The organism is Staphylococcus sp. GDY8P120P, assembly GCF_017892065.1.
GTDB lineage: Bacteria > Bacillota > Bacilli > Staphylococcales > Staphylococcaceae > Staphylococcus > Staphylococcus nepalensis.
The window spans coordinates 16,306-40,571 of the sequence record NZ_JAESKI010000008.1; the positions used below are offsets into that span (position 1 = coordinate 16,306).

Here is a 24,266-nt window from a genome sequence, read left to right on the forward strand (position 1 = left end):
AACGAAATTACCGTTTTAATGGTTTTTGTTATCTCACTAAGCAAAGATGGTTCATAAAAAGCATACAAGATTTAAGGTGCTGATTCTTTTTCATAGAGAACAACATAATTCAAGGCTCTATACATAAGTATCATTAACTTAAGAAGAAGGAATATAAGTGTTAGAACACGCACGTAAGGACTACATATTTTTATAAATAACATAAAAGAAAAAGTAATGCTTTAGCGCAGCGCTTTATATTTTATGCTAGCTTTGCGTTCTCTATATGCTATTTGAGGCTGAGACATTATTTATGCCCCAGCCTCGTTTAAGTAACTACGTATAAAATGATTTGATAGGTTGATGATTAATCGCAATAATCATCAAATGCATCTTTAATATCCATGCAAATATCTTGAATATCTCTTCCTTCTATATGTTCACGCGGGATAAAGTGTTTTAATTCTTCTCCTTTAAACAGCGCATAAGATGGGCTAGATGGTGCTTGTTGTATAAAAGAACGCATTGCTTCAGTCGCTTCTTTATCTTGACCTGCGAAAACAGTTATTTTATGTGTAGGCTTTTTATCGTTTTGCTCTGCAACTGTTACTGCTGCAGGCCTCGCTAAACCAGCAGCACATCCACAAGTCGAATTAATTACAACAAAAGTAGTTTCATCTTCAGATACGTTTTTCATAAAATCATTTACTTCATCTGCAGATTCTAAACTATTAAAATCATGCTCTGTTAATTCGCTACGCATTTGAGTAGCAAGTTCGTTCATATAAGCTTCATATGCATTCATATATAACACTCCTATACTTTGGGTACATTTTAATTTATGCTTTATTTCTATTGGCAATTTGTTTCCAAACAGAGCCTAATGCTTCATCCCCATTTTCAATTCTAGTGATTGCCATTTCTATTTGTAATTTGACTTCATAAGCTGAATCATCTGCATGTTCACGTAAAGCTGGTAACTGTTCAGGTCCAGCTTCATCGAACATAAACATGGCAGCTCTCCATCTGACAATTTTATGTGGATCGCTTAACGCTTTTTCCATTTCAGGTAAGGCTTGTTTAAAACCTAAATCACTTAAGCAGTCTCCAGCTGTTCTTCTTACGCCAGGGCTTTTATCGTGTAACCCTTTATATAAGTAAGGCAACACAACTTCATCTTCAATCATTCCAAGCAATATGACAGCTTCCCGTCTTAAAGGTGTTTTCTGCGCTTCACTGACAACGTCGCCTAACAATGGTAAGTCTTCGATAGTGGGCGTTGGGAATGATTTTAACATTCTTAAGCGTTCTTTCCAATTTTCAGTTGCTTGATAGTCTTCTAATGAGACATGTTTATATTTTGTTTCTGGAATAATTATATCAGTTGCTAAAGCTTCATCCACACGTTGCTTTAATTGCTCTTTAGGATACATAGCAGTAACTTCCTCTAACACATCTTCTAAAACTTCATCCATTTCGCCGTACCGTATGCCTAAATCTTCCCATTTACGTTGAAATACCACGTTGTCATTATCTTTTTGGGCAGCTAACATGCTATCAACATAAATTTCAGGCAATTGTTTGCGTTTTTCTTCTGAACTTGTTGTTAGTTTAATCTGATATGGAATACCTTTGAATTTTAATACTTCTGCCTTTATCTCACCAAAATGTTCATCTGGAAGCTGCTCAGCAGAGGTGGTTTCTTCGTCATTTAAAGTTGCTGTTACTTTAGGTAATACTTCTTCCCAATCGAATTTTGGTTTTTTATCGACTGCTAAAAAATCCATTACATGAAATATAGATTTAACACCATCAATCGCTAAAACATCATTGATAAAATCAGGTTGCCCTTCATTAATTGATGTATAAGTATTAGATTGGTTGTCTTCCCTTTTTTTAGTCAATACAATTTTCATCGTATTGGGGCTTGGCGTAGGTTCCACACGTACAATTTCCATTAAGGCAGCCTCCCTATCTTATATTTCTTCCAGTGCTGTTGTGATATTAGGTAGGATTTGATCCCACTCAGCATCTGATTGTTTATCTACAGAAATAAAATTCATCGCTTGAAATATCGACTTAACACCTTCTACTTCTAGTACTGCATTGATAAAATCAGGTTGATCTTCTTTCACCTTAGTATACGTATTTGGTTTATTGTCCCCGCTTTCTAACTTTAAATCGATTTTCATTGTGTTTGGATTTGGTGTAGTTGCTACATTTAAAATTTCCATTATAGATTCTCCTCCTTATTGTAATTCATTACCAATTTGTTTTATTTGTTTTCCAACAGAACATTCATTTATACAGAAATGATGTGCTTGTGTCTTCCCTTTTGTATTTTTGATATGACGTTTTAACAAGCACGTTTTACAATATGTGTTCATCAATTGATCAATTGCATCAATCGCCTCTTTTTCAGAATAGGTTAGAATACGCTTCACTCTCCTGTATTGCTAAAAATGAAATATAAGTACCAAATAAATCATAAAATTAAGATTTGAGACTTGCTGACATTATATCATTTGTAACAACGATTGTTTAATCATTAATTTGTAATTCTAACTATTAATAAAACGTTAAATATTCAATTATAAATAGAACTTGATTTTTTTGTTTTTTCTAGTAAAATAATGTAGTTGCTTATTTTGCGGTTTCTAAACACCCGCATCATCAAAATTTAGGAGGAATAAAATTGTTTAATGAAATATTTGGAGTTATTACCTTTTTAGTAACTTTTTTGTTATTGGTGGCTATGTATCGATTATTTGGTAAACATGGCTTAATTGCATGGATTGCAATTGGAACAATTATTGCCAATATTCAAGTTATTAAAACAATCGATATTTTTACTATTTCGGCCACACTAGGAAATGTGATGTTTGCTTCAATTTATTTAGCAACTGATATTTTAAATGATATATATGGTCGTAAAATTGCTAAACGTGCAGTTTGGTTAGGTTTTAGTTCAACCTTAGTAATGATTATAGTAATGCAATTTTCACTTCATTTTGTACCTTCCCCAGTAGATAATACACAAAATGCATTAGAATCCATTTTTAATATTGTTCCAAGAATTGCTTTAGGCTCTGTTATTGCGTATATTATTGGTCAGCATTTGGATGTTTTACTATTTTCACTAATTAAAAAGGTTTTTAGTTCTGACAAAACGTTTATTATAAGAGCCTATGGTAGTACGATTTTAAGTAATATTGTAGATACAGCATTATTTGTTATTATAGCCTTTTTTGGCGCAATGCCAAATGAAGCAGTATTTGAAATCTTTATAACAACTTACTTACTAAAAATCATTTCTACCGTATTCAACGTTCCTTTTGGCTACTGGGCAAAATCTATGTATAGAAAAGGAAAAATACAAAAATTAGATGAGGGTTATTAATCACTCAATATCATTTCTTAAAGATAATCAATAAAACAAACCACAGCCACAAATATTCATACGTCAATATGCAGTATAAAACGCATTTCCATTTTAATGGAAATGCGTTTTATACTTAAAATCTTCAGATTTTGTATTTATATGCTTGTTTATGGTTACCATTCGAGCGAAAATTTCTCATTCATACTTTTCATTGGGTATAAGTTTATTACGGAAGCAGTATGATTATATAAATATAGATAAAAAATAAGACACTTCCTTGTAATAAAATCACAATCAAATAAATTGAATAACTAGGTGCCTGATGGATAAAAAGGATATTAAAAAATTTATACGTAGATACACATTTGCCATCTTCAGATCTTGAAACAAAGACTTATGGTTTGACGGCTCAGTTTTCATATTTAATAGAGTTATAAAATTTCGATAATTTTATCTTTTAAGAAATTAAAAGAGTTATAACCTTCTGTAGCTAAAAAATGGCCATTATGATTGACATAAGTCGTTTTGACATTTAATTGTTCAGATAATCTATCTGTTGCATCGATATTAACCACAGGGTCATTTATTGCGCCGATAGTAACAATATGTTGTGCATGCAAGTTATTTAAATTAATATTGATGCAATCTATATATTGATTTAATTCTATTAAATTCGATAATTTTTCATTAAAACCAGAAACGAGAAAAAGCCCTTTGATTGTTGGGACGTTAAGCATAGAAGTTAAATAATTTAACGTTGAAATAACACCTAAACTATGAGCCACTATAATCGTTTCTGAATTTAAATTATTTTGCATACTGTTTTGAATAGCCTGGTACCACGCCTCAAAAGAAGGACAATCTGAATCTGGAAGATATACGATTTCCACATTGTAACCATAGGGCTTCATTTGATCCGCTAACCATTGAAACCAATGGCTTTCTGTATTAGCTTGATAACCATGTACAATAAACATATTTTTCACTTTAATCACCTTTTTAAGTTATTTAGCTATGTATATATTTGTTAACTCTCATAGCTTACGTTATTTTAATCTATTTTTTCAAGAAAAATACCCGCCCTTTATTAGTCTAAATCGTATTCGTTTGTTAATATAAAATTAACTTTTATATTTGAAGGTGAATTTATGGCAAAAATATATTTTGACGCAGCTACTGCAGGAAATCCTGGACAAAGTGCATGCGCAGTAGTATTGGTTACTGAACACGAAAGAATTCATTTTGATTTTGATTTAGGTATAACAGATAACCATAGTGCGGAATGGGCATCTTTCGTATATGCATTAAAATGTGCAAAAGCACATTATATTACTACAGCGCTTGTCTATACAGATTCAAAATTAATAGAAGATAGTATGAACAAAGGACAAGTAAAAAACAAAAAATTCAAGCACTATTTTGACCAAATTCAAGCATTAGAAAAAAATTTTGATTTGTTGTTTGTGAGATGGGTTCCAAGAAACCAAAATAAAGAAGCAAATCATCATGCTAAAAATGCATTATATAAAATCACCCAAACTAATAAGAAGAAGCTGAGACATAAATAAACATGTCTCAGCTTCCATCACATATGGACAGTAAATGGCTTGGATAAAAACGCATAAACTCATTTCTAAATGACTATTTTTTATTTGTGAAAACGAATAATACTTACGCGAGTGCTTTGAATGTTGTACATTTTCTTCATACATTAACGGTAAGTAAATATAATCCTTGGTTCATATCATTTTTTTGCTTTAGCATCGTATATACACGAGATTGACTCAAATCATTATATCGATACTTCTTAACTTGGATCCGTTTTTAAGTCGGACGAATCAAAAATGTAATAATAAAGATTAGATCACTACGCTATACTTCAACCTGTATTAATTAAAATGTGTCGATAAATATTTGCCAGATACGTATAGTTCGTGCTGTTTACAAATATTTAGCACCTCTGCTAAATCAGTACCAAATTTCATATCACTTAATAACTCATTTGTATTTAATGGCACTTCGGTATGAATTTTCGCCAAATTCTTTGATAATTTTAAGTTATATATATTGTCTTCAATTTTTTTACGTTGGCTAGGCGTTAATTCGTGTAGTGCATCTAAAACTGCTTCAACAGAACCATGTTTTTGAATGAGCTTTATAGCAGTTTTTTCTCCAATTCCTTTAACGCCAGGATAGCCATCAGCACTATCCCCCATAAATGCTTTGACATCAATTAGTTGCAATGGGTTTAACCCATATTCACTTTGAAACCGATCCAGCGTGTAGCGATTGTAAATATTAAATCCTTTTTTAGTGAGCCATATTTCTACATTTGGATTAATGCATTGTAGGATATCTTTATCTCCGGTAACTACATAAATCTGGTTTTGATCTGAATATTGATGAGTTAATGTACCTATAACATCATCCGCTTCATAGTTTTGAACCCCGATATTTACAAAACCGAATTGTTTTGAAATTTCTTTAACATAATCAAACTGAGGAATCAGTTCTGTAGGTGGTGCTGGGCGATTTTGTTTATAACCATCATACATATCATTTCTAAAAGTAGATTTTCCCATATCCCAACATACAGCTACATGTGAAGGTTGAATTTCATTTATTGCTGTGAATACATGGCGAACAAATCCTTGAACACCATTTGTAGGAGTGCCATAAGAATTACGCATAAATTGTTTATGCAAACTTGTGGCATAAAAGTGGCGGAATAATAAAGCCATGCCATCTATTAATAATATTTTTTTAGACATTGTGAGTACCTCTTTCTCAATTTACAATTGTGCTTTTAATTTATGGTTGGTTTCTTGAAGCTGTTGAATTAATGTGTTGTCCATTTCAAATGATAATAGTTGTTTAATTTGTGAATGGATATCTTTTTCGTAGTGGGTGAATTTCTTCTCAATATCTTGGTTTAAGATATCTATAATCTCTATGAGTCCTTTTCTTAAATCAGCAATACATGGTTTGAGCAATTCTATTGTATTTTGAGTAATTGCTCTTTGGATTTCATTCTGTGTTTTAGATTGTATTATATTTTTTTTCGTAAGTGTTTTAGGTAAAGATGAAATCATTTCACTTAATTCAATTTTTAGATAAGGGTTTTCTAAATCGATATTGGATTTATTAAATTCAGGCTCAATAAATACATGTACCTGTGCTAATTTTTGTTTTAAAGGGGCAAGTTCTTCATGTATTTGTTGGATAAAATATTTTTTAACACGTTCAACGAGTAAAGATTGCTCTAGATATAACCTTTGATGAATTTGATCTAAATATGATTTTGTAGATTTACGTTTCTGTTCATTAAAATTATTACTTCGAGTCATTTGACCATTATAAATGGATTTAACTTCGTCCAATAATTGTATTTTTAAGCGTTCATTTAAATGATAAATTTGATCTTCCACTTCATTTGCAGCACGTTGTTCAGCAATTTGTAAGATATTAGAATTCATTATCGTTTGATTTTGATAATTTTCAAGTTTGCTTTTGCGTTGCTTGATTTGAGTTTGATTGTGTTGTGCTTCTTCAATCATTTGGTCAAATACTTTTGAAATGTGTGTTAGTTGTTTGACCATTTGTTGTTGTAAGATACCTTTTGATGCCACTTCTGTAAAATATGTTACGCTACTTTTTAATTTTTCAATACCTGAATCACCATTTTTCAGGCCTTCTCGGCTAGAAACAGCAAAAATATCAGAATGCATATTCACTTGGTTAAGCGCATCACTTACATATTCAATAACAGCGTTTAGATCCTCTTCAGTTTCTGCTAAATCAGTGGCATTTACCACCATCTTAAAGGCCTGATTTTCATTTAATTGATTCATTTCTTTCATATGTTCAATGAAACGTTTGTCATTTTCCGTGAAAGAATGATTAAAATAACTCACGTAAAGTATTAAATCAGAAGAAGTCAAAATCTTTTCTGTTTCGTTTGTGTGACGTTGATTATTAGAATGTAAACCGAGTGAATCTACAATGATTTTGTCTTTTAACCATTCTAAAGGTAATTTCAAATGAACGGTATTCACAAATGTTGCGAATTCATCTTCTGCACTCCACTTTTTAATTTCATCTTGATTGATTGCGTGCGTCAGACCTTCTTTTAACATATCTTGATACATTGCATAGTGCTTTTCAATGGCGTTGATAAAGGCTAATTTATTTTTTTCTAATGAAGATGTTAGCTTATTTGTATTTTGTTTAAAAAATGATTCGATTGTGTCGAAACTTCGGTTATCAACTTCAAATAATTGATTTAGTTCTTCTAGGATTTGCGCTTCGGGCTTAAGTGTAATTTGACTTTCATCACCATAGCTTAATTCTGTCATTGCTGCTGTCGTAGGGTTTGGAGAACTTACAAGATACGTCCCTCCCAGAAGTGCATTAATTAAACTGCTTTTTCCAGCGCTAAACGTGCCAAAAACACCAATTTTAACTGTTTGATTATCAAGCCGTTCCAATGTATTATGAATGTCTTCTTTTGTTTGTTCAAACAGTGGTATATCCTTAATTAATTTTAAAGAAGATCTAATGTCTTGTGTTGATGGTTGATCGTTTGAAGCGACATTCGTTTTCACATTGTTACGTTTTTTAGTTTCTGATTGCTGTGGTTTGGGCTGATAGGTGATCTTTTCTCTATCTATCAACTTGTCTAATGAATCATCAATATGGATGTAGTAATGCATATAATTTTGCGTTTCTAAGGAGTCTCTTAAATTACGCATTTCAATAAATTTTACATAATCATTGTAATCATCTTCTTGCTCAATACCGATATCATTGGCTTGAGAATGGTGGATTGCTTCTTTAAATAATGGTTCCGTTTCTTTAGAGATAAACTGTTTAATAGATTTCATTAAGTCGTCTGAAAAAGTTAATACATACTGGTTACTAATTGAAATCTGCATTTGATATAAGTCATCTATAAGTTTAGATGGTATAGTATAATGTTGATTTAAAATCGCGTCGTTCACTTTTGAAGCATTGATAAATCTAGTTAAAAATGACATGTCTTCTCTTAAAGGTTGACGTATTTCTTGATTAACTTTTTCTTGTAATTGTTCAAGAAGCACTTGGCGTCTAATTTGTTGTGTTTCTAAAGTCTTTTTCTTTTTATTAAATATGCCACCTACTTTAAAATCTTTTGTGCGGCTTTCCAAATAAGTCCTTATCTTTTCTCTAGTGTCATGTGTCATTACATACGCATTATCCAAGATAGCTTTGCGTTTTTGTTTCAAGAAGTCGTATAGTTTATCTGGATTATTTAATAATTTGGCTTCTTCGCTAACTTGTTGATGCTGTTGAAAATTTAAATATGCTTGGTCAAAATCTTCTTCAAAAATATCAAGTTCTGTTAATATGTGTTGAATTTCATGTTGAATAAATGATAATTGTTCTTCTGTTATAAAATTAACAATACGATTGACATAATCTGACATTTGCTCTCTATCTTCATCTTTTTTAACGAGATAATCTGACAATGTTTGGATTTGGTTATGTTTATGATCAAATTTAGAAACATAAAAAGTTTGATCTAAATCAATGCCCCATTCGTTTATTGATTTTTCAACTCTTTCTTTAAATAAATCAAAAGGTATTTCGTCTTCGTTATGCTTATCGATTTGGTTAATTATAAAAACGACAGGAACACCTGCGTGGTTTAGTTGTTTCATAAATTGGAAATTCATTGCTGATTGGACATGATTATAGTCTACTGTATAGAACAATACATTGCTTGTATACATAAATTCTTCAGTGCTAGATTGATGCGTTGTGACGTTCGAATCTACACCTGGTGTATCTTGTAGCGTAAACCCTTTGTTAAACTTCTTGGATGGAAATTTAATTTCTACTGATTCCACATCTATATTTTCGCGGTTCATTTGTTTAACTTCATCATAACTATTTAATAATGTATACCTCTGATTAGTTAAGTTTGCGATTATGCCTGGTTCTTCAGCTACTGAAACAATAGCTGTATTACTAGTTGTTGGTACAGGTGAACTAGGTAGTATACTTTCTTCTAATAATAAATTAATTAATGTTGATTTACCTGCTGAAAAATGCCCTACGAAAGTCGCTGTATATTGTTCTAAAAACACTTTTTTAATAACTTGGTTTATAATATGGACAAGTCTATGATTTTTGGATTTTTCAACCTCTTTTTTTAATTTATATAAAATATCGAGTTGCTTCGTTTTAGACATAAGATTGTATCCCCTTTATTACTTTTATGTAATTATTTCTATTGTATAACAAATTAATGTGGGTCTAAAGTAAGTTTATGAAATTAGATTGTATTTAGTATTTCTTTGGCATACTGTGAAAATATATTTTATTACTGAAAAATATGCGCAATATATTATAAACTCCAAATTAAAAAATACCACCTAAAATGGTGGCATTTACATACCGAGAGAAAAATTAGATTGAAATGATGCCTCGTTTATTTATAAACGTTATTCATTTCCATCTCGGCTTATTAAAATTGGTGTTTGGTTTACTAATACCAATGTTGTCTTTTAAATAAAGTTTGGGATTTTTAGCGATATTAACTGCTACAGCAGCCACACTTTTTCTAGAAACTTCTGTCCCTTTAAATTGATCTGTTTTATGTGTGATTTCATAATCAATTTCGTTAGTATCTGTTAACCATGCTGGTCTTAAAATAGTATAATTAATATTTGAATTTTCTATGATATCGGCTGCTTTTCTGTAAACAGGTAAATAATCTCTAATCTGCTCATCGACCCACTGTCCAAATTCACCTGGAACTTCATTATATATACCTAAAGCAGCCACAAATATTAAACGGTCAACTTTATTTTGTTCCATTGCTTTAACAATATTGCTTGCTTCTTTGTCTAATTCTCCAGAGAGACTGGCAAAGACGATATCAACATCTTCCATCGCATGATTAACGTCTTCAAAATTTGTAGCATCGCCTTCACGTACTCTTATACGGTCTGATGCATAGTCAGGTAATCTATTCGCATCCCTTAAGAATAATCTCAATGTATAAGATGTGTTCTCTAAAAATGAATTAATAGCGGCTTTAGAAACAGCTCCATTTGCCCCTAATATTAATACTCTTGTCATAAAATCACTCCATTATTATATATGCTTTAAAAATAGCGAAATAAATTTTATTTTTTAATTATCTTGATAATATAATGTTTATTTTGAATCAACCGTTTTCTCTATCTCTTTTAACAATACTACAAATAAGCTATTTATACTAATAATATATTTGGTGTATTATTTTTTAAAAAAGAGTTAATAGCTTGTGCATTTTAAATGTATATATCGATTTAATATATTATAAAAAATCTCTAAGGGTAATTATACGAGCATTACCTTTAGAGAAATAATGAGTGTTTTTAATTGATTGCTGGGTTTTTATTTTTTTTGATCTTAATATATTGAGAAGTACTATAAATAATGATACCAACCCAAATAAAAATAAATGTAACAAATTGGTCCATACTAAATGGTTCTTTGAATAAGAAAACACCTAATATAAACATGATTGTAGGACCAACATATTGAATGAAACCAGTTAAAGAAAGTGGTATTCTTCGAGCACCTGCTGAAAATAGTATAAGCGGAATTGCAGTTATGGCACCTGAGAAAATCAACCAAAATGAAGAACTATTATACCCAAATGTTAGACTACCTTGTTGCCATATATACCATAAATATATAATCCCAGCTGGAGCAGTAACGATACATTCTATTGTAATACTGCTAATCGCATCTATAGGTACAATCTTTTTAATCAGGCCATATATACCAAATGAAAAAGCAAGTAGTAATGAAATGCCAGGAAATACTCCTACCTTAATAGTCATATATAATACACCAATTACTGCAAATCCAATAGCTATCCATTCGAATTTATTAAAACGTTCTTTTAAAAATATCAACGCTAGTAAAATACTTACAAGTGGGTTGATGTAATATCCTAAACTCGATTGTAACACGTGACCATTTGTAACTGCCCATATAAACGTCCCCCAATTAACCGTGATTACATAACCAGCTACAATTATAGCTACAAGTTGTATAGGGTTAGTTATCAGTTGTTGGACATCGCGTTTGAAAGGCGCGGTATTTTTAGTGAATACGACAACCAATAACATAAATATCATTGATAGTATGATCCGAAACGCTAATATTTCAAATGCGCCAATGTCTTCTATTAAATCCCAATATATAGGAAGGATCCCCCATAATATGTAGGCACTAAAAGCAAATAATATACCTTTTTTAAATTCACTATTCAATTGTGGCACCTCTTTCTAAAAATTAAAATGGTTTACTTTCTAGGTTTTTTATCACCCCAATATTGATAATATGTACATTCGATATAACCGTTGAATAATTTTCTTCTTTTAGTTGCTTTTTTATTAACTAAAAATTCGAATTCACTGTTACTTGTTAATATATATGATGATAAATAAGGATGTTGTTGCATTAACTTACCGATGTAGCGATACATTGCTTCAACTTCTTCTCTGTCACCAATACGCTCACCATAAGGTGGATTACCAATTAATGCGATTGGTTCTTCTGATTCTATCGATAATGTATTAACATCTTTAACGCTAAAATTAATAATATCTGCTAAACCGACCTCTTCAGCATTTCTGCGAGCTATTTCTATCATTTCTGGATCAATATCGGACGCATAGATTTCTAATGGTCTATCGTAATTCGCTTGTTGATCTGCTTCATCTCGTAATTGGTCATATAATCCATCAGGCATGATCTCCCAAGTTTCTGAAACAAAGTCACGATTAAAGCCTGGCGCAATGTTTTGAGCAATTAGGCATGCTTCAATTGCGATTGTCCCGGAACCACAAAATGGATCAATTAGGGGTGTATCTCCAGTCCAATTTGCTAGTCTAATCAAACTAGCAGCAAGCGTTTCTTTAATTGGCGCTTCGCCCTGTGCCAACCTATAACCACGTTTATTCAACCCTGAGCCAGAAGTATCGATTGTGAGTAAGGCGCTATCTTTTAATAGTGAGACTTCAATCGGGTATTTAGCACCAGATTCATTTAACCAACCTTTTTCTTGATAAGTTTCTTTTAAACGTTCTACAATCGCTTTTTTGACGATTGCTTGGCAATCTGGAACACTAAACAATGTTGATTTAACACTACGGCCTTGTACTGGAAAATTCCCTTCTTTTTCAATTAATGTTTCCCAAGGTAATGCTTTCGTTTTCTCGAATAATTCATCGAATGTTTTAGCGTTAAATTGACCTACTACAATTTTTATTCTGTCTGCAGTACGCAACCATAAGTTACATTTAACTATTGCAGTTTCATCGCCTTCAAAAAAGATTTTGCCATTTTCCACAGTTGTTTCATAACCAAGCTCTTGAATTTCTTTTGAAACGATGGCTTCTAATCCCATAGGGCATACAGCTAGTAATTGATACATTGTTTTGCTCCTTTTTTATATTGTTTTAATTATATTTTATCAAAAGTTATTTTAAATAGATATGACCATATTCTAGAGGTTATGATGTAACTTAATATCTTAGTCTCAAATATCTTTTTAACAGAAAATGATTGAATTAAAATTATGATTATTTCAAGTCTGTTCAATCACAATTATGACGTATTTGCCCACTTTGTGTAAGAAGTTTTTATTAGAAAGTTATAATTTATCTTAAATTCGTATTTTTAACAATTAAAAAGCTCTCCTGTATGGGAGAGCTTGGGCCTAGTAATGATGTTTCTATAAGCCATGTTTTGTACCTTTGTACTGCCAACGTGTACTAGTTACACTCGTACGCCGGTGGTAACCATCTGTCTACATACTATAAAAAGTATGCCTTATTTATACGTTGAATTTCGTTAAATAAGTGCTCCTACCTAATTTGGATTGCTCACTCGAGGGGTTTACCGCGTTCCACCTTTTATATTTCTATAAAAGCTACGTCACTGTGGCACTTTCAAACTATTTTAACCGTATCCTAAGACTTAGGTTATTTCATTGCCGTCAACTTAATGCCTTGACTTATTGTTTCATCAAGCACGAACACTACAATCATCTCAGATTGTGTGAGCATGGACTTTCCTCTATATCGCTATAGCGATTACCCAAAACACCATCCTTAGTAGTATATCATTTTTAACATTTCAAAACAAATAAAATAAGATAAGTTTTGATTTTTCAAAACTTATCTTTATGTAGATACTACAAATCTACGTTGGTATATTCGTTTAAATTATAATGGTTGTATTACTTTCCAAACACAGCTTTTTCTAAGTTGGAAATTCTTTTTAAAATATCTACGTTGTTCCCATTATTGCTAGAATTGTTATTGACATTACCATTAGATGAAAAGTTTTTATTTTCTTGTGGTCTAGATGTGGCTACACGTAATCTCAATTCTTCAAGTTCTTTTTTTAGTTTATTATTTTCTTCAGAAAGTTTAACAACTTCATTATCTAAATCTGCCATCTTTTGATAATCAGCTATGATGTCGTCTAAGAAAGCATCTACTTCTTCCCTTCTATAGCCACGTGTCATAGTTTTTTCAAAATCTTTTTCATAAATATCTTTAGCTGATAATTTTAATGAAATATCTGACATATTTTCCCACCTCATTCGAAACTTTGTTCTTGAGACCACTGCAAATCGTTAATAAATTCCGTTAATTCATCGAACGAAACAATGTCACAAGTATAATTTGTTTTTTCCATAAAATCAACTAACATTTGCTTAAAGTATTTTGGACTGGCTTCTTGTTCCTCATCGTAAATGAGTAGCGATTGATCTGTATGATCGAGCATAAATTGATCTGTCTGTTTAAATTGATGTGGCCCTACATAAGGCGTGTGAAACACGCTATCTACAAAATCAGACTGTTGTACAATTCGGTTATATTTTGCTTGATTTTGTTCATTCCATTTATCAGTATGGCCATAAAATGGTGTAACGATACCAAGTTTGAGATCAGGATATGTTGCTTTCAAATTAATAACCACTTCAGCCGTCCATAATTCTATACCCATCTGTCCTTGTATTAATACCCATTCAAGTCCTTCTTCAATCAACTGTTTTAATTTATGAGCAATAAATTTTTTTAAATAAGAAACTTCAGGTGCGTCATCTTTAAAAATATTAAGTTCAAACGATTTATAACCTGTGACATAAATTGTTTTTATCATAAGTTGATATCACTTCTTTGTATATAACTTAAATCATATTGTACAGCTTTCACTTTTTCAGTGAATAGCTTTCGGCTTGTTCTTTTGAAATGACATTCTACTGATAAAGCTTCAATGTTTGATATTAATAAATCAAATTTTCTCTTATTCATATAAGGTAATTGAAGCATTTTAGCTTCGTAAGCTTTTAATGAAACTAATAGTTCATCTATGTTTCTAGTGAATGGTACAACGTCTTTATAAAAGTCATAGTCTACGACATCTGCTTTGACAAATTCATATCTGTCTTGCATAACTTGTACATCATTTAATAGTTGGGTGAATAATTGTTGCATGAAGTTTCCTCCTACATACTAAATTTACCACAAATGAATTTAATAGTCATTTTTGAAATGCACACCTTACATTTATGTCATATATAAAGCATATTTAACGTCTAATATTGTTTAATTGAACAAAGCACGTTAAAATATACATGATGTATGTACAGATACATTGCTTTATATATCATAGTTTGGAAAAAAAGACAGTTTTCAGGTATAATGAAAAAAGTTTTTGAAACCAAATTAAAGTGGTGAAAAACGATGAATTATCCTAATGGGAAACCATTTTATGGAAATAAGTCTCAAGTCGGACGAACTCATAAGGAAGAAAAGGGTAAAATAAACTATGGTGGCAGAGGCATGTCACTAGAGAATGATATTGAATTATCAAACACCCACTATTTGAAACTCGGACAAGCTGTTATACATAAAAAGCCAACGCCGGTACAAATAGTAAACGTTCATTATCCTATGAGAAGTAAGGCAGTGATTAATGAGGCTTATTTCAGAACGCCTTCGACTACTGATTATAATGGTATTTATAACGGGCATTACTTAGATTTTGAAGCGAAGGAAACAAAAAATAAAACTTCCTTTCCATTAAATAACATGCATGAACATCAAGTGTTACATATGGATGCTTGTTTTGAACAAGGAGGTACAGTGTTTTTATTAATACGCTTTAAATTAATAGATGAAGTTTATTTATTGCCTTATAGCAAATTTAAATATTATTGGCATCGGTTTAAAAAAGAGATTAAAAAGTCGATTACGGTTGAAGAAATAAGAAAAAATGGTTACTATATTCCTTATCAGTATCAACCAAGATTGAATTACCTCAAAGCAGTTGATAAGTTGATATTAGATGAAAGTGAGGACCGCGTATGACGGAGAAGAAAAGGACTACGAATTCTAATAAGAATAGTAAGTCTGGAGAAAAAAAGAATAGGAATATAAAAAGAACAATTATCAAGATAATTGGATTTCTCATCATAGCATTTATTGTTCTAGCATTAATTGGTATTTTGTTATTTGCTTATTATGCTTGGAAAGCGCCTGCATTTACAGAATCAAAATTACAAGATCCAATTCCTGCTAAAATATACGATAAAGACGGTGATTTGATTAAAACCATTGATAATGGACAACGACGAGAACATGTTGATTTAGACGAAGTGCCTAAAAACATGAAAGCTGCAGTATTAGCAACTGAAGATAATCGTTTCTATGATCATGGTGCACTTGATTACAAACGTTTGTTTGGCGCCGTAGCTAAAAACTTTACAGGTGGATTTGGTTCAGAAGGTGCTTCAACGCTAACGCAACAAGTGGTTAAACGTTCGTTCTTAACGGATCAAAAATCAATTGCGCGTAAAGCTCAAGAAGCTTACTTATCGTATAGGCTCGAACAAGAATATAGTAAAGATGAAATTTTTGAAATGTATTTAAATAAAATTTACTATTCAGACGGTGTTTATGGTGTGAAAGCTGCAGCTAAGTATTACTTTGATAAAAATTTAAAAGATTTAAATTTAGCTGAACAAGCATATCTTGCTGGATTGCCGCAAGTTCCGAACACATATAATATTTATGATCATCCAGAAGCAGCAGAGTCGCGTAAAGACACTGTTTTATATTTAATGGAATATCATAATAGAATTTCTAAGAAAGAAAAAGAAGAAGCGCAAGACACCTCTATAGAAGATAACTTAGTTAACCGAAGTTCTGAAGAACGCAAAGTCAGCGAAGATAATTCAACTGAAGAATATGACTCATATATTAACTTCGTAAAATCAGAATTAATGAATAATAAGGAATTTAAAGGTAAAAACTTAGGCGAAGTTCTAAATAGTGGTGTTAAAATTTACACAAATATGGATAAAGATGTTCAACAAACTTTACAAGATCGTGTAAATAATGGTAGCTACTATAAAAATGAAGACCAACAAGTTGGTGCTTCTATCGTAGATAGTGAATCTGGTGGATTAGTTGCAGTATCTGGTGGTAGAAATTACAAAGATGTTGTTGATAGAAACTTGGCTACTGACGCGCACCCTACTGGTTCATCATTAAAACCGTTCTTAGCTTATGGCCCAGCTATAGAAAATATGAATTGGGCTACAAATCATGCTATCCAGGACGAAGAATCTTATCAAGTAGATGGCGTGACATTTAGAAACTATGATATGGAAGGTCACGGAGAAGTTAAGTTATATGATGCCCTACGTCAAAGTTTCAATATACCAGCGTTAAAAACTTGGCAATCTACCAAAGAAAATGCTGGTAATGATGCACCAAAACAATTTGCTAACAATGTAGGTTTAGATTATGAAGGAGAGATTGGGCCTTCTGAAGTACTAGGTGGTTCATCATCAGAATTCTCCCCTACTCAATTAGCATCAGCATTTGCAGCTATTGCAAATGGCGGCGAATATAATAATGCGCATTCAATTAAAAAAGTAGAAAAAGAAAACGGAGAAGTAATTAATTATGATCACACTAGTAAAAAAGCGATGAAAAACTCTACTTCTTACATGCTAGCAGAGGTACTTAAAGGTACATTCGAAGCATATGGTTCTGCTTATGGTCATAATATTTCTGGTGTGAATGTTGGCGCCAAAACTGGTACAGGTACTTATGGTAACCAAACATATCAAGAGTACGGATTACCTGATGATGCCGCAAAAGACGTTTGGATGAATGGATTTACACCAAAATATAGTATGTCCGTTTGGATGGGATTCAATGAAGTTAAACAAGGTGGCGTCAACTCATTTGTTGGTCACGAAGAACAAGAATATCCACAATTTTTATTTGAAGATGTAATGAGTACAATTTCACCTAGAGATGGTCAAGACTTTACAAAACCTGATTCAGTAAATGGTGATAGTAAAGATAGTTTATCTGTTGCAGGTCATTCTGATGACAATACAACGAGCAAAAAACCACAAGGTCAAGGTGGAAGCAGCAGTAGTAACAGTAATAGTAACAGTGACTCATCATCCGATTCTAATAGAAATAGTTCGAGTAACGATTAATTAAATGTTTTGAGTGAAATAGTTATTAATATGAACTCATAACAATAAGAAGTGCTTGGGATACCCATCCCAAAATTTAGCCCCAAAAAGAATGCTTTAGTTAGAAAACTTTTTGGGGCTCATTTTATAGGCTCTATACTAAACAGGACTGATACAAAAATCAGTCCTGTTTTTTGGTAAAAAAAGCGTAGAAATCTGGTTCAGTGACAATACAAACTGACGTTTTTTTATGAGTTAGAGACATTTATGCTTCAAAGACCTCTCTTTTATTTTGGTGGTTATATAAAGCATACTTACGCATGAGCCAAGGGCTGCGTAACCATAATAATAGGTTAAGCGTCTACGTCTAAAATTTCTTTTACACACCTTTTATGGAGACAATTACTTTTATAGCAGTACGTTTATATTCTATTTAGTAACCAAAGCCATAACCAATCTTCGTCATCTACTCAGAAAAATGTGATTTTTGTCCCGTTCCCTTCTTTTTTTGACGAATTTGATACGAAGCATTCATTTTAATTAATTCTGATTTGAGTGTTTTCATTTGTCTATAGCCCATAAAATGATACTTCCGAGCAACCATATAATGATAACGCTCTTCAAAATTCATAGGCACAATAGGATAGTCGGATAAATGATTAAAGTCAATTGTATTAATACCATTGATTTGTAAAAAAAAAGTTTCAATCATATCAAAATATTGATCTAATAATGCTTTAGCTTGTGGTGATTTTAATTTTTTCTGTTTAGAAAATGCATCAATTTGTAATTCCATGTCTTTAAAGTCTTCTTTTGAAATCAATCAGTTCACACTTCTTTCAAACTTGCTTTATATCGTTTTTGTCCTTCTCTACATACATCAAATAATGGACATATATCACATTTAGGGCTGCGTGCTAGGCAGTGATAGCGTCCAAAGAAAATGAGCTGATGATGTGTTTTATTCCATCGCTCTCTTGGGACTACTTTACATAATTTATCTTCAACTTGTCTTACGTTGTCTTTCCATCTACATATACCCAATCGTTTAGATACACGTTCTACATGTGTATCCACAGCTAACGAAGGCTCATTAAAAGCTACACTCATAACTACGTTTGCTGTTTTACGCCCCACACCTGCTAGACTTTCAAGTTCAGCATGTGTCTCTGGGATAATGCCGTTAAATTTTTCTAACAATGATTGACATAGCTTTTGAATATTTTTAGCTTTATTTCTATATAAACCAATGGTGCGAAGGTCGTTTTCGAGTTCTGAAATATCAACATTAATATAATCTTCGGGGGTTTTATACTTTTTAAATAAATGTTTAGTCAGTTTATTTACTGAAACATCTGTAGTTTGTGCTGACAACAATACTGCAATGGTTAATTCAAATGGATTCTCATGTACAAGTTCACATTCTGCATCTGGAAACATATTTGAAATAACATCGATCATTTCTAATGCTTTTTTATTACTTATCATCTTGATTCTCCTCATTAAGCCAATCAAATTTAGGTACTTTTTTAATTGTGTGTTTCATTTTAGGTTGGTTAAATTGTCGGCTTATTTTTTTTGAATCTTCAATGGTTTTTACATTGTTCTTTTTCCAATTTAATAATATTCTATCAATATATTTAAAATTAAGTTTATTTTGACTTTGTGCTTCATCCAAAGCTGCTTGAATGATACTTAATTCATGTTTGTCTACATCCAACCATTGGTTTAAAGTCTCAATTTCGTATGGTGATAAAGGCCTACCGAATGCTTGCTCAATTTTTTGAAAAAGCGTGTTAAATTCAAGCTCAGATTGCTTGTGACTTTTATCTACATTAATTTGATCGATTATATCACTTAATTTATTATAAAATTGGTCGAGGTTCATATATTCAGTGAACTTACCTTCTTCATCTTTATTAACATTTAGTTCTAATAAGTCGTGCTGAATCAGACTTTGTATGATAGAAGTAGTTTCTCTTGAATCTAGTGATGTGCCTCTTTGTAAAGATTCAATGGGCGGCTGTTTATTCGTAGTTTCAGATGCGTAGATTAATTTAATTAGAATGACTAGTTCACGCTCATTGATACCTAACTCATTGTAGTGATCTAATAATTCTTTACGAATAACCACAGGCCTTGTTTTAAGTATATCTTTATCCAAATAATTTCCTCCTACCTATATAGTTGTTATAAAAACGTCCAGCCATAAATAGACTGGACGTAGTTAGTTTCATTGATTGTACTATGGATATAAACGGTTTAATAAACGAGGGAATGGCGCGGTTTCACGCACGTGTTCTACCCCTGATAACCATGCGACTGTTCTTTCAAGCCCTAATCCGAAACCACTATGTGGCACACTACCATAACGACGTAAGTCTAGGTAGTAACTATAGCTTTCCGGGTCTAATTCAAATTCATTGATACGTTGTTCTAGCAATGCAAGATCATTGATACGTTCTGAACCACCAATGATTTCACCATAACCCTCTGGCGCGATTAAATCAGCACAAAGGACTGTTTCTTCATTCTCTGGGTTTGGTTGCATATAGAAAGGCTTGATTTTTGTTGGATAGTTAGTGATAAATACAGGTAAATCATAATGATTTGCAATTGCAGTTTCATGGGGAGCGCCAAAGTCTTCACCCCATTCGATGTCATCAAAGCCTTGTTCTTTTAAGAATATAACTGCATCATCGTATGTGATACGTGGAAACGGTGTCGCGACTTTTTCAAGTTTAGATGTATCACGCTCTAATGCATTTAATTCTAATTTGCAATGATTTAAAACTGATTTAACAACATGTGACACATATTGTTCTTGAATCTCTAAACTTTCATTATGGTTACAAAATGCCATTTCTGGTTCAATCATCCAGAATTCAATTAAGTGACGACGTGTTTTTGATTTTTCCGCACGGAATGTTGGACCAAATGAAAATACTCTGCCATGTGCCATCGCAGCCGCTTCCATATATAGCTGTCCACTTTGTGATAAAAAGGCATCTTGATCAAAGTATTTGGTATGGAACAATTCGCTTGTGCCTTCAGGAGCACTTGCTGTTAATATTGGTGGATCAATCTTTGTAAAACCATTATTATTAAAGAATTCGTATGTTGCACGAATAATTTCATTTCTAATTTTCATAACCGCGTGTTGTTTCTTTGAACGTAACCATAGATGGCGGTGATCCATTAAAAATTCTGTACCATGATTTTTAGGTGTGATTGGATAATCGTGTGCTTCTGAAATGATTTCAATTGATTTAACTTGCATTTCATAGCCTAAATCAGAGCGGTTGTCTTCAGTGATAACACCAGTAATATACAGTGAAGATTCTTGCGTAATATCTTTAGCTGATTGGAAAGTATCTTCATCTACGTCAGCTTTGACCACAACGCCTTGCATAAAACCTGTGCCATCTCTTAATTGCAAGAATGCGATTTTACCGCTTGAACGTTTGTTTGTTAACCAAGCACCAATAGTTACTTCTTGGTTAATATAATGTTTTGCTTCTTTTATCGTTGTCTTCATAACTAAACTCCTAATTTTATTGTAATCTTCTTTTATTAATCCTTATATATTTTAACAAAATCAAGTTGCAAGTTCTAGTTGCGTGTATCAACTTTTAGCGGCGTTTTGTCTCTTTTTGTAACTTTTTAAGTAAACTTGAGAATTGTTTGATATCGCCTTTTCTTTGACGATAATTTTCTAATGATTGTTCAAAGAATTGTTTGTAGTTGCTTCGGATTAAACGATCATCGAAAGAGACTATAATACCCTTATCTTGTTCATTTCTTATTAACCTTCCTAAACCTTGCCTAAATCGAGTAACGGCATCCGGTAAAACAAAGTCTTTAAATGTTGAAGTAAATTCAGATTCCATTAACCAATATTTTGTATTGTTATGATTCATAAAAGGTAATTTTGTAATCATAACACATTTTATTCCGTTGGATTGGAAATCAAAGCCTTCAAAAAATGTGCCAGTACCTAATAGAATTGCTTTATCAAAACTATTAAATTGTTGTACAATTTTATAGTTTTGGTTTTGTTGCTGTGTTAATACGACATAATCTTCAAATTCAGGTAACTCATTTAATAATTCTTGTACCATGTGCATCATTTTGTAGCTTGTAAATAGTATTAAACATTTTGATTCAACGATAGTAGTATATTCAATAACGTAATTAACGATAGAACTCACATAATCGTCTATATTTTTATAGTTATATGACGCTACATCATTTGGTATAAAGACAGTTGTTTGATTCGGAGACACTGAAGAAGTATCAATTTCATAGGTGTTGAATGTTATATCTTTATTAAACCATTGTTTGAAATTTTCGAATGAGTGATTAAATGTTAATGTACCAGAGATAAAGGTTAAAGCGTTAAATTTATCTAATACTTGTTTGGTTAATATCTCTTTGACATCGTAATCTTTAACATTCAATTTTATTGTAGATTTTTGATGGATATTTTTAATTGATAAATAACTAATATGACTATTTTTTAAGCTATTTTCAATCGCTCTAAACCTATCAGTGATATATAATAGTTGCTTTCTAACTGTTTTAATTGTTTTGTGGCTCATACCATTGAAGAATTCTAATGTCATATTTAATTTATGAATAATAGAATGTAAATCATTCAAAATTGGAGTTACATCAAAATGATATACGAAATGAATTTTATGTGCGTCATCATCGTGAACTTCCGATTGTTGTATCATATGAAACATAGTGCTAAACAGTTGCTCATTTAAATCATGTATTTCATTAATATTCGTTTTTAAGCCAAAAACATCAATTGGAGGTATATCTAACTTTTCGAGGATACGTTGTTGCTCCAAATGGTCTATAGCTGCTAACAATTTTTCATTTTCAGTTTTACCAATCAGACCTAATTGATATTTAATATCAGCATAACTTAATTCGTTTGTGACTTGATTTAATGCGTAATCTGGTAATCTGTGTGCTTCATCTATAATACAATCATCGAATAATTGGTAAATTGTATTGTCGTGTGATGCGTGGATTAAATGAGCATGGTTGGTAATACCGATTTGAATATTTTGAGCATTGCGTTTAATAAAGTTGAAATAATTGATATCATTACGAACTGGCACATAAGTCTCTAATTTTTGTTCGTAATACATTTTTTGACCGCCTTTTAAGTCTAACTCTTGAATATCACCAGTATTAGTTTCTGTGATCCATATGAGTAATTGCATTTTTAAAATACTGACTTCATAATTATTAGACTCATCTTTTAAAATTTGGCTCATTAATCCCAAAGAAATATAATCTCGTTTACTTTTAATCAACGACGCATTTATTTTAAAATTTAAAGCTGATTTAATTGCTGGAATATCTTTTTCTAATAATTGATTTTGTAACAATTTTGTATTAGTTGAAATCATTACATGTTTGCCTGTTTCAATATTATACATGAGTGATGCAAGTAAATAAGCAAATGATTTACCACTGCCTAACGGTGCTTCTATCATTGCTTTTTCGCTATTCATCAATTGTTCTAATATAATTTCAGATAAATATAATTGTTGTGGCCGATAGGTCAAATTGAGTTTCTCTGTGAGGTCGGAATATAAATCTTTTAGTGTGCCATTAAAGTTTGCTGTTGGCGCTTTAAAATCTTTTTGTTTTTTGTAAATAATTTGTTCGAATTGTGTAAAATCGTCCTCTAATACATTATTTGTATGAGTTCTTGCCATTTCAAAAAGAATATCATGTAAATCATATTTTAAATTTTTACTTAGATAATATAGTTGTTTCAAAGTATCTATGTGCAATGCTTCAAATTTATTAAATGCCAAAATCATAAGCTGTGCAGTTGTAGCCGCATCTTCATCAGCGCGATGCGCATTGTTTAAAGCGATGCCGTGCGATTCAGCTAATTCGCTCAACTGATAGCTTTTGTCTGTTGGAAAAGCTACTTTGAACAATTCCAAAGTATCTAACACTTTCTTTGGTCGATATTTAATATTACAATTTTTAAAAGATTTTTTGATAAAATTTAGATCGAAAGTTACATTGTGCGCTACAAAAATACAACCTTCAATTTGTTTATAAATATCTTCGGCAATTTCATGGAAATATGGTGATTGATCTAGCATTTCTTCTTCAATTGAAGTTAATGCCTGTATAAAAGGAGGAATTTCTAAATCTGTCTTAACCATAGAATGGTAGGTGCCAATGATTTTATTCTCACGCACAAAAGTAATTCCTATTTGAATGATCTCATCATAATCCAATTGATTACCTGTTGTTTCTAAATCAACAACAGCATAACAAGGTTGTGTCATATGCATTCCTCCTTTC

Annotated in this window: 22 protein-coding genes and 1 other RNA gene; 4 read left to right on the top strand and 19 right to left on the bottom strand. The window is 31.7% G+C overall.

Going from position 1 to position 24,266, the window contains the following annotated elements; genetic code table 11:
• Positions 1-346: 346 nt before the first annotated feature.
• The 4 genes from brxA to KA900_RS06205 are packed head-to-tail and all read right to left on the bottom strand — an operon-like array spanning position 347 to position 2,423.
• Positions 347-784 (bottom strand): bacilliredoxin BrxA, encoded by a 438-nt coding sequence (brxA, locus tag KA900_RS06190; RefSeq protein ID WP_103372740.1) that lies wholly within the window; start codon positions 782-784, stop codon positions 347-349.
• A 34-nt stretch (positions 785-818) separates the two neighbouring features.
• Complete coding sequence (locus KA900_RS06195) at positions 819-1,937, bottom strand: conserved virulence factor C family protein (protein WP_115342152.1); 1,119 nt, start codon at positions 1,935-1,937, stop codon at positions 819-821.
• An 18-nt stretch (positions 1,938-1,955) separates the two neighbouring features.
• The gene (locus KA900_RS06200; RefSeq protein WP_103372742.1) at positions 1,956-2,213 is read right to left on the bottom strand and encodes a NifU N-terminal domain-containing protein; all 258 of its coding nucleotides are present in this window, start codon (positions 2,211-2,213) and stop codon (positions 1,956-1,958) included.
• 15 nt (positions 2,214-2,228) lie between these two features.
• A complete protein-coding gene (locus KA900_RS06205; protein ID WP_096809704.1) occupies positions 2,229-2,423 on the bottom strand; it encodes a zinc-finger domain-containing protein in 195 nt (64 codons plus the stop codon).
• 251 nt (positions 2,424-2,674) lie between these two features.
• On the opposite strand from KA900_RS06205, the gene KA900_RS06210 reads away from it, so the two are divergent.
• Positions 2,675-3,379 (top strand): queuosine precursor transporter, encoded by a 705-nt coding sequence (locus KA900_RS06210; RefSeq protein WP_103372743.1) that lies wholly within the window; start codon positions 2,675-2,677, stop codon positions 3,377-3,379.
• A 413-nt stretch (positions 3,380-3,792) separates the two neighbouring features.
• On the opposite strand, the gene KA900_RS06215 is transcribed toward KA900_RS06210, so the two are convergent.
• Positions 3,793-4,338: an RBBP9/YdeN family alpha/beta hydrolase gene (locus KA900_RS06215; protein WP_242692935.1), complete on the bottom strand. Its 546-nt coding sequence runs from the start codon at positions 4,336-4,338 to the stop codon at positions 3,793-3,795.
• 171 nt (positions 4,339-4,509) lie between these two features.
• On the opposite strand from KA900_RS06215, the gene KA900_RS06220 reads away from it, so the two are divergent.
• Complete coding sequence (locus KA900_RS06220) at positions 4,510-4,929, top strand: ribonuclease HI family protein (RefSeq protein WP_115342151.1); 420 nt, start codon at positions 4,510-4,512, stop codon at positions 4,927-4,929.
• A 321-nt stretch (positions 4,930-5,250) separates the two neighbouring features.
• Here the strand turns inward: KA900_RS06220 and KA900_RS06225 are convergent, their stop codons facing one another.
• From KA900_RS06225 to KA900_RS06265, 9 genes are all read right to left on the bottom strand, one after another.
• Positions 5,251-6,132, bottom strand: coding sequence for a 5'-3' exonuclease (locus tag KA900_RS06225; protein WP_096809696.1), 882 nt, complete (start codon positions 6,130-6,132; stop codon positions 5,251-5,253).
• 21 nt (positions 6,133-6,153) lie between these two features.
• Positions 6,154-9,594 (bottom strand): dynamin family protein, encoded by a 3,441-nt coding sequence (locus KA900_RS06230; RefSeq protein WP_210139395.1) that lies wholly within the window; start codon positions 9,592-9,594, stop codon positions 6,154-6,156.
• Between the two features lie 256 nt (positions 9,595-9,850).
• The gene (locus tag KA900_RS06235; protein ID WP_096809691.1) at positions 9,851-10,486 is read right to left on the bottom strand and encodes an SDR family oxidoreductase; all 636 of its coding nucleotides are present in this window, start codon (positions 10,484-10,486) and stop codon (positions 9,851-9,853) included.
• Between the two features lie 281 nt (positions 10,487-10,767).
• On the bottom strand, positions 10,768-11,673 hold the full coding sequence (gene rarD, locus KA900_RS06240; RefSeq protein WP_096809689.1) for an EamA family transporter RarD: 906 nt from the start codon (positions 11,671-11,673) through the stop codon (positions 10,768-10,770).
• A gap of 32 nt (positions 11,674-11,705) precedes the next feature.
• Complete coding sequence (locus KA900_RS06245; protein WP_103372747.1) at positions 11,706-12,839, bottom strand: THUMP domain-containing class I SAM-dependent RNA methyltransferase; 1,134 nt, start codon at positions 12,837-12,839, stop codon at positions 11,706-11,708.
• A 298-nt stretch (positions 12,840-13,137) separates the two neighbouring features.
• Positions 13,138-13,512: RNase P RNA component class B (gene rnpB, locus KA900_RS06250), an RNA gene on the bottom strand.
• A 134-nt stretch (positions 13,513-13,646) separates the two neighbouring features.
• Complete coding sequence (gene gpsB / locus KA900_RS06255; protein WP_096809685.1) at positions 13,647-14,000, bottom strand: cell division regulator GpsB; 354 nt, start codon at positions 13,998-14,000, stop codon at positions 13,647-13,649.
• An 11-nt stretch (positions 14,001-14,011) separates the two neighbouring features.
• Positions 14,012-14,578: an SLOG family protein gene (locus KA900_RS06260; protein WP_103372748.1), complete on the bottom strand. Its 567-nt coding sequence runs from the start codon at positions 14,576-14,578 to the stop codon at positions 14,012-14,014.
• Entirely contained in the window at positions 14,575-14,913 is a 339-nt protein-coding gene (locus tag KA900_RS06265) for a DUF1798 family protein (RefSeq protein WP_096809681.1), read from the bottom strand. The genes KA900_RS06260 and KA900_RS06265 overlap by 4 nt, the downstream gene beginning before the upstream one ends.
• Before the next feature lie 249 nt (positions 14,914-15,162).
• On the opposite strand from KA900_RS06265, the gene recU reads away from it, so the two are divergent.
• Both recU and KA900_RS06275 read left to right on the top strand, forming a co-directional pair.
• Entirely contained in the window at positions 15,163-15,789 is a 627-nt protein-coding gene (recU, locus tag KA900_RS06270) for a Holliday junction resolvase RecU (RefSeq protein WP_096809680.1), read from the top strand.
• Positions 15,786-17,939, top strand: coding sequence for a transglycosylase domain-containing protein (locus tag KA900_RS06275; protein ID WP_115342150.1), 2,154 nt, complete (start codon positions 15,786-15,788; stop codon positions 17,937-17,939). The genes recU and KA900_RS06275 overlap by 4 nt, the downstream gene beginning before the upstream one ends.
• Before the next feature lie 445 nt (positions 17,940-18,384).
• Here the strand turns inward: KA900_RS06275 and KA900_RS06280 are convergent, their stop codons facing one another.
• The 5 genes from KA900_RS06280 to KA900_RS06300 all read right to left on the bottom strand — a co-directional run bounded on the left by KA900_RS06280 (position 18,385) and on the right by KA900_RS06300 (position 24,250).
• Positions 18,385-18,741 carry a YpoC family protein gene (locus tag KA900_RS06280; protein WP_107643893.1) on the bottom strand — a complete coding sequence of 119 codons (357 nt, stop codon included), beginning with the start codon at positions 18,739-18,741 and terminating at the stop codon, positions 18,385-18,387.
• Positions 18,742-18,746: 5 nt separating this feature from the next.
• On the bottom strand, positions 18,747-19,406 hold the full coding sequence (nth, locus tag KA900_RS06285; RefSeq protein WP_096809674.1) for an endonuclease III: 660 nt from the start codon (positions 19,404-19,406) through the stop codon (positions 18,747-18,749).
• Positions 19,396-20,082 carry a DnaD domain-containing protein gene (locus tag KA900_RS06290; protein ID WP_103372620.1) on the bottom strand — a complete coding sequence of 229 codons (687 nt, stop codon included), beginning with the start codon at positions 20,080-20,082 and terminating at the stop codon, positions 19,396-19,398. Before KA900_RS06290 ends, nth begins: the two co-directional genes overlap by 11 nt.
• An 81-nt stretch (positions 20,083-20,163) precedes the next feature.
• Positions 20,164-21,456 (bottom strand): asparagine--tRNA ligase, encoded by a 1,293-nt coding sequence (gene asnS, locus KA900_RS06295; protein WP_096809672.1) that lies wholly within the window; start codon positions 21,454-21,456, stop codon positions 20,164-20,166.
• 94 nt (positions 21,457-21,550) lie between these two features.
• Positions 21,551-24,250: a helicase C-terminal domain-containing protein gene (locus tag KA900_RS06300; RefSeq protein ID WP_115342149.1), complete on the bottom strand. Its 2,700-nt coding sequence runs from the start codon at positions 24,248-24,250 to the stop codon at positions 21,551-21,553.
• Positions 24,251-24,266: the final 16 nt, after the last annotated feature.

Coding starts and splice junctions, on each gene's coding strand:
- brxA (WP_103372740.1), bottom strand. CDS start 784: ATGAATGCATATGAAGCTTATATGAACGAACTTGCTACTCAAATGCGT.
- KA900_RS06195 (WP_115342152.1), bottom strand. CDS start 1,937: ATGGAAATTGTACGTGTGGAACCTACGCCAAGCCCCAATACGATGAAA.
- KA900_RS06200 (WP_103372742.1), bottom strand. CDS start 2,213: ATGGAAATTTTAAATGTAGCAACTACACCAAATCCAAACACAATGAAA.
- KA900_RS06215 (WP_242692935.1), bottom strand. CDS start 4,338: ATGTTTATTGTACATGGTTATCAAGCTAATACAGAAAGCCATTGGTTT.
- KA900_RS06220 (WP_115342151.1), top strand. CDS start 4,510: ATGGCAAAAATATATTTTGACGCAGCTACTGCAGGAAATCCTGGACAA.
- KA900_RS06225 (WP_096809696.1), bottom strand. CDS start 6,132: ATGTCTAAAAAAATATTATTAATAGATGGCATGGCTTTATTATTCCGC.
- KA900_RS06230 (WP_210139395.1), bottom strand. CDS start 9,594: ATGTCTAAAACGAAGCAACTCGATATTTTATATAAATTAAAAAAAGAG.
- KA900_RS06235 (WP_096809691.1), bottom strand. CDS start 10,486: ATGACAAGAGTATTAATATTAGGGGCAAATGGAGCTGTTTCTAAAGCC.
- KA900_RS06245 (WP_103372747.1), bottom strand. CDS start 12,839: ATGTATCAATTACTAGCTGTATGCCCTATGGGATTAGAAGCCATCGTT.
- gpsB (WP_096809685.1), bottom strand. CDS start 14,000: ATGTCAGATATTTCATTAAAATTATCAGCTAAAGATATTTATGAAAAA.
- KA900_RS06260 (WP_103372748.1), bottom strand. CDS start 14,578: ATGATAAAAACAATTTATGTCACAGGTTATAAATCGTTTGAACTTAAT.
- KA900_RS06265 (WP_096809681.1), bottom strand. CDS start 14,913: ATGCAACAATTATTCACCCAACTATTAAATGATGTACAAGTTATGCAA.
- recU (WP_096809680.1), top strand. CDS start 15,163: ATGAATTATCCTAATGGGAAACCATTTTATGGAAATAAGTCTCAAGTC.
- KA900_RS06275 (WP_115342150.1), top strand. CDS start 15,786: ATGACGGAGAAGAAAAGGACTACGAATTCTAATAAGAATAGTAAGTCT.
- nth (WP_096809674.1), bottom strand. CDS start 19,406: ATGATAAGTAATAAAAAAGCATTAGAAATGATCGATGTTATTTCAAAT.
- asnS (WP_096809672.1), bottom strand. CDS start 21,456: ATGAAGACAACGATAAAAGAAGCAAAACATTATATTAACCAAGAAGTA.
- KA900_RS06300 (WP_115342149.1), bottom strand. CDS start 24,250: ATGACACAACCTTGTTATGCTGTTGTTGATTTAGAAACAACAGGTAAT.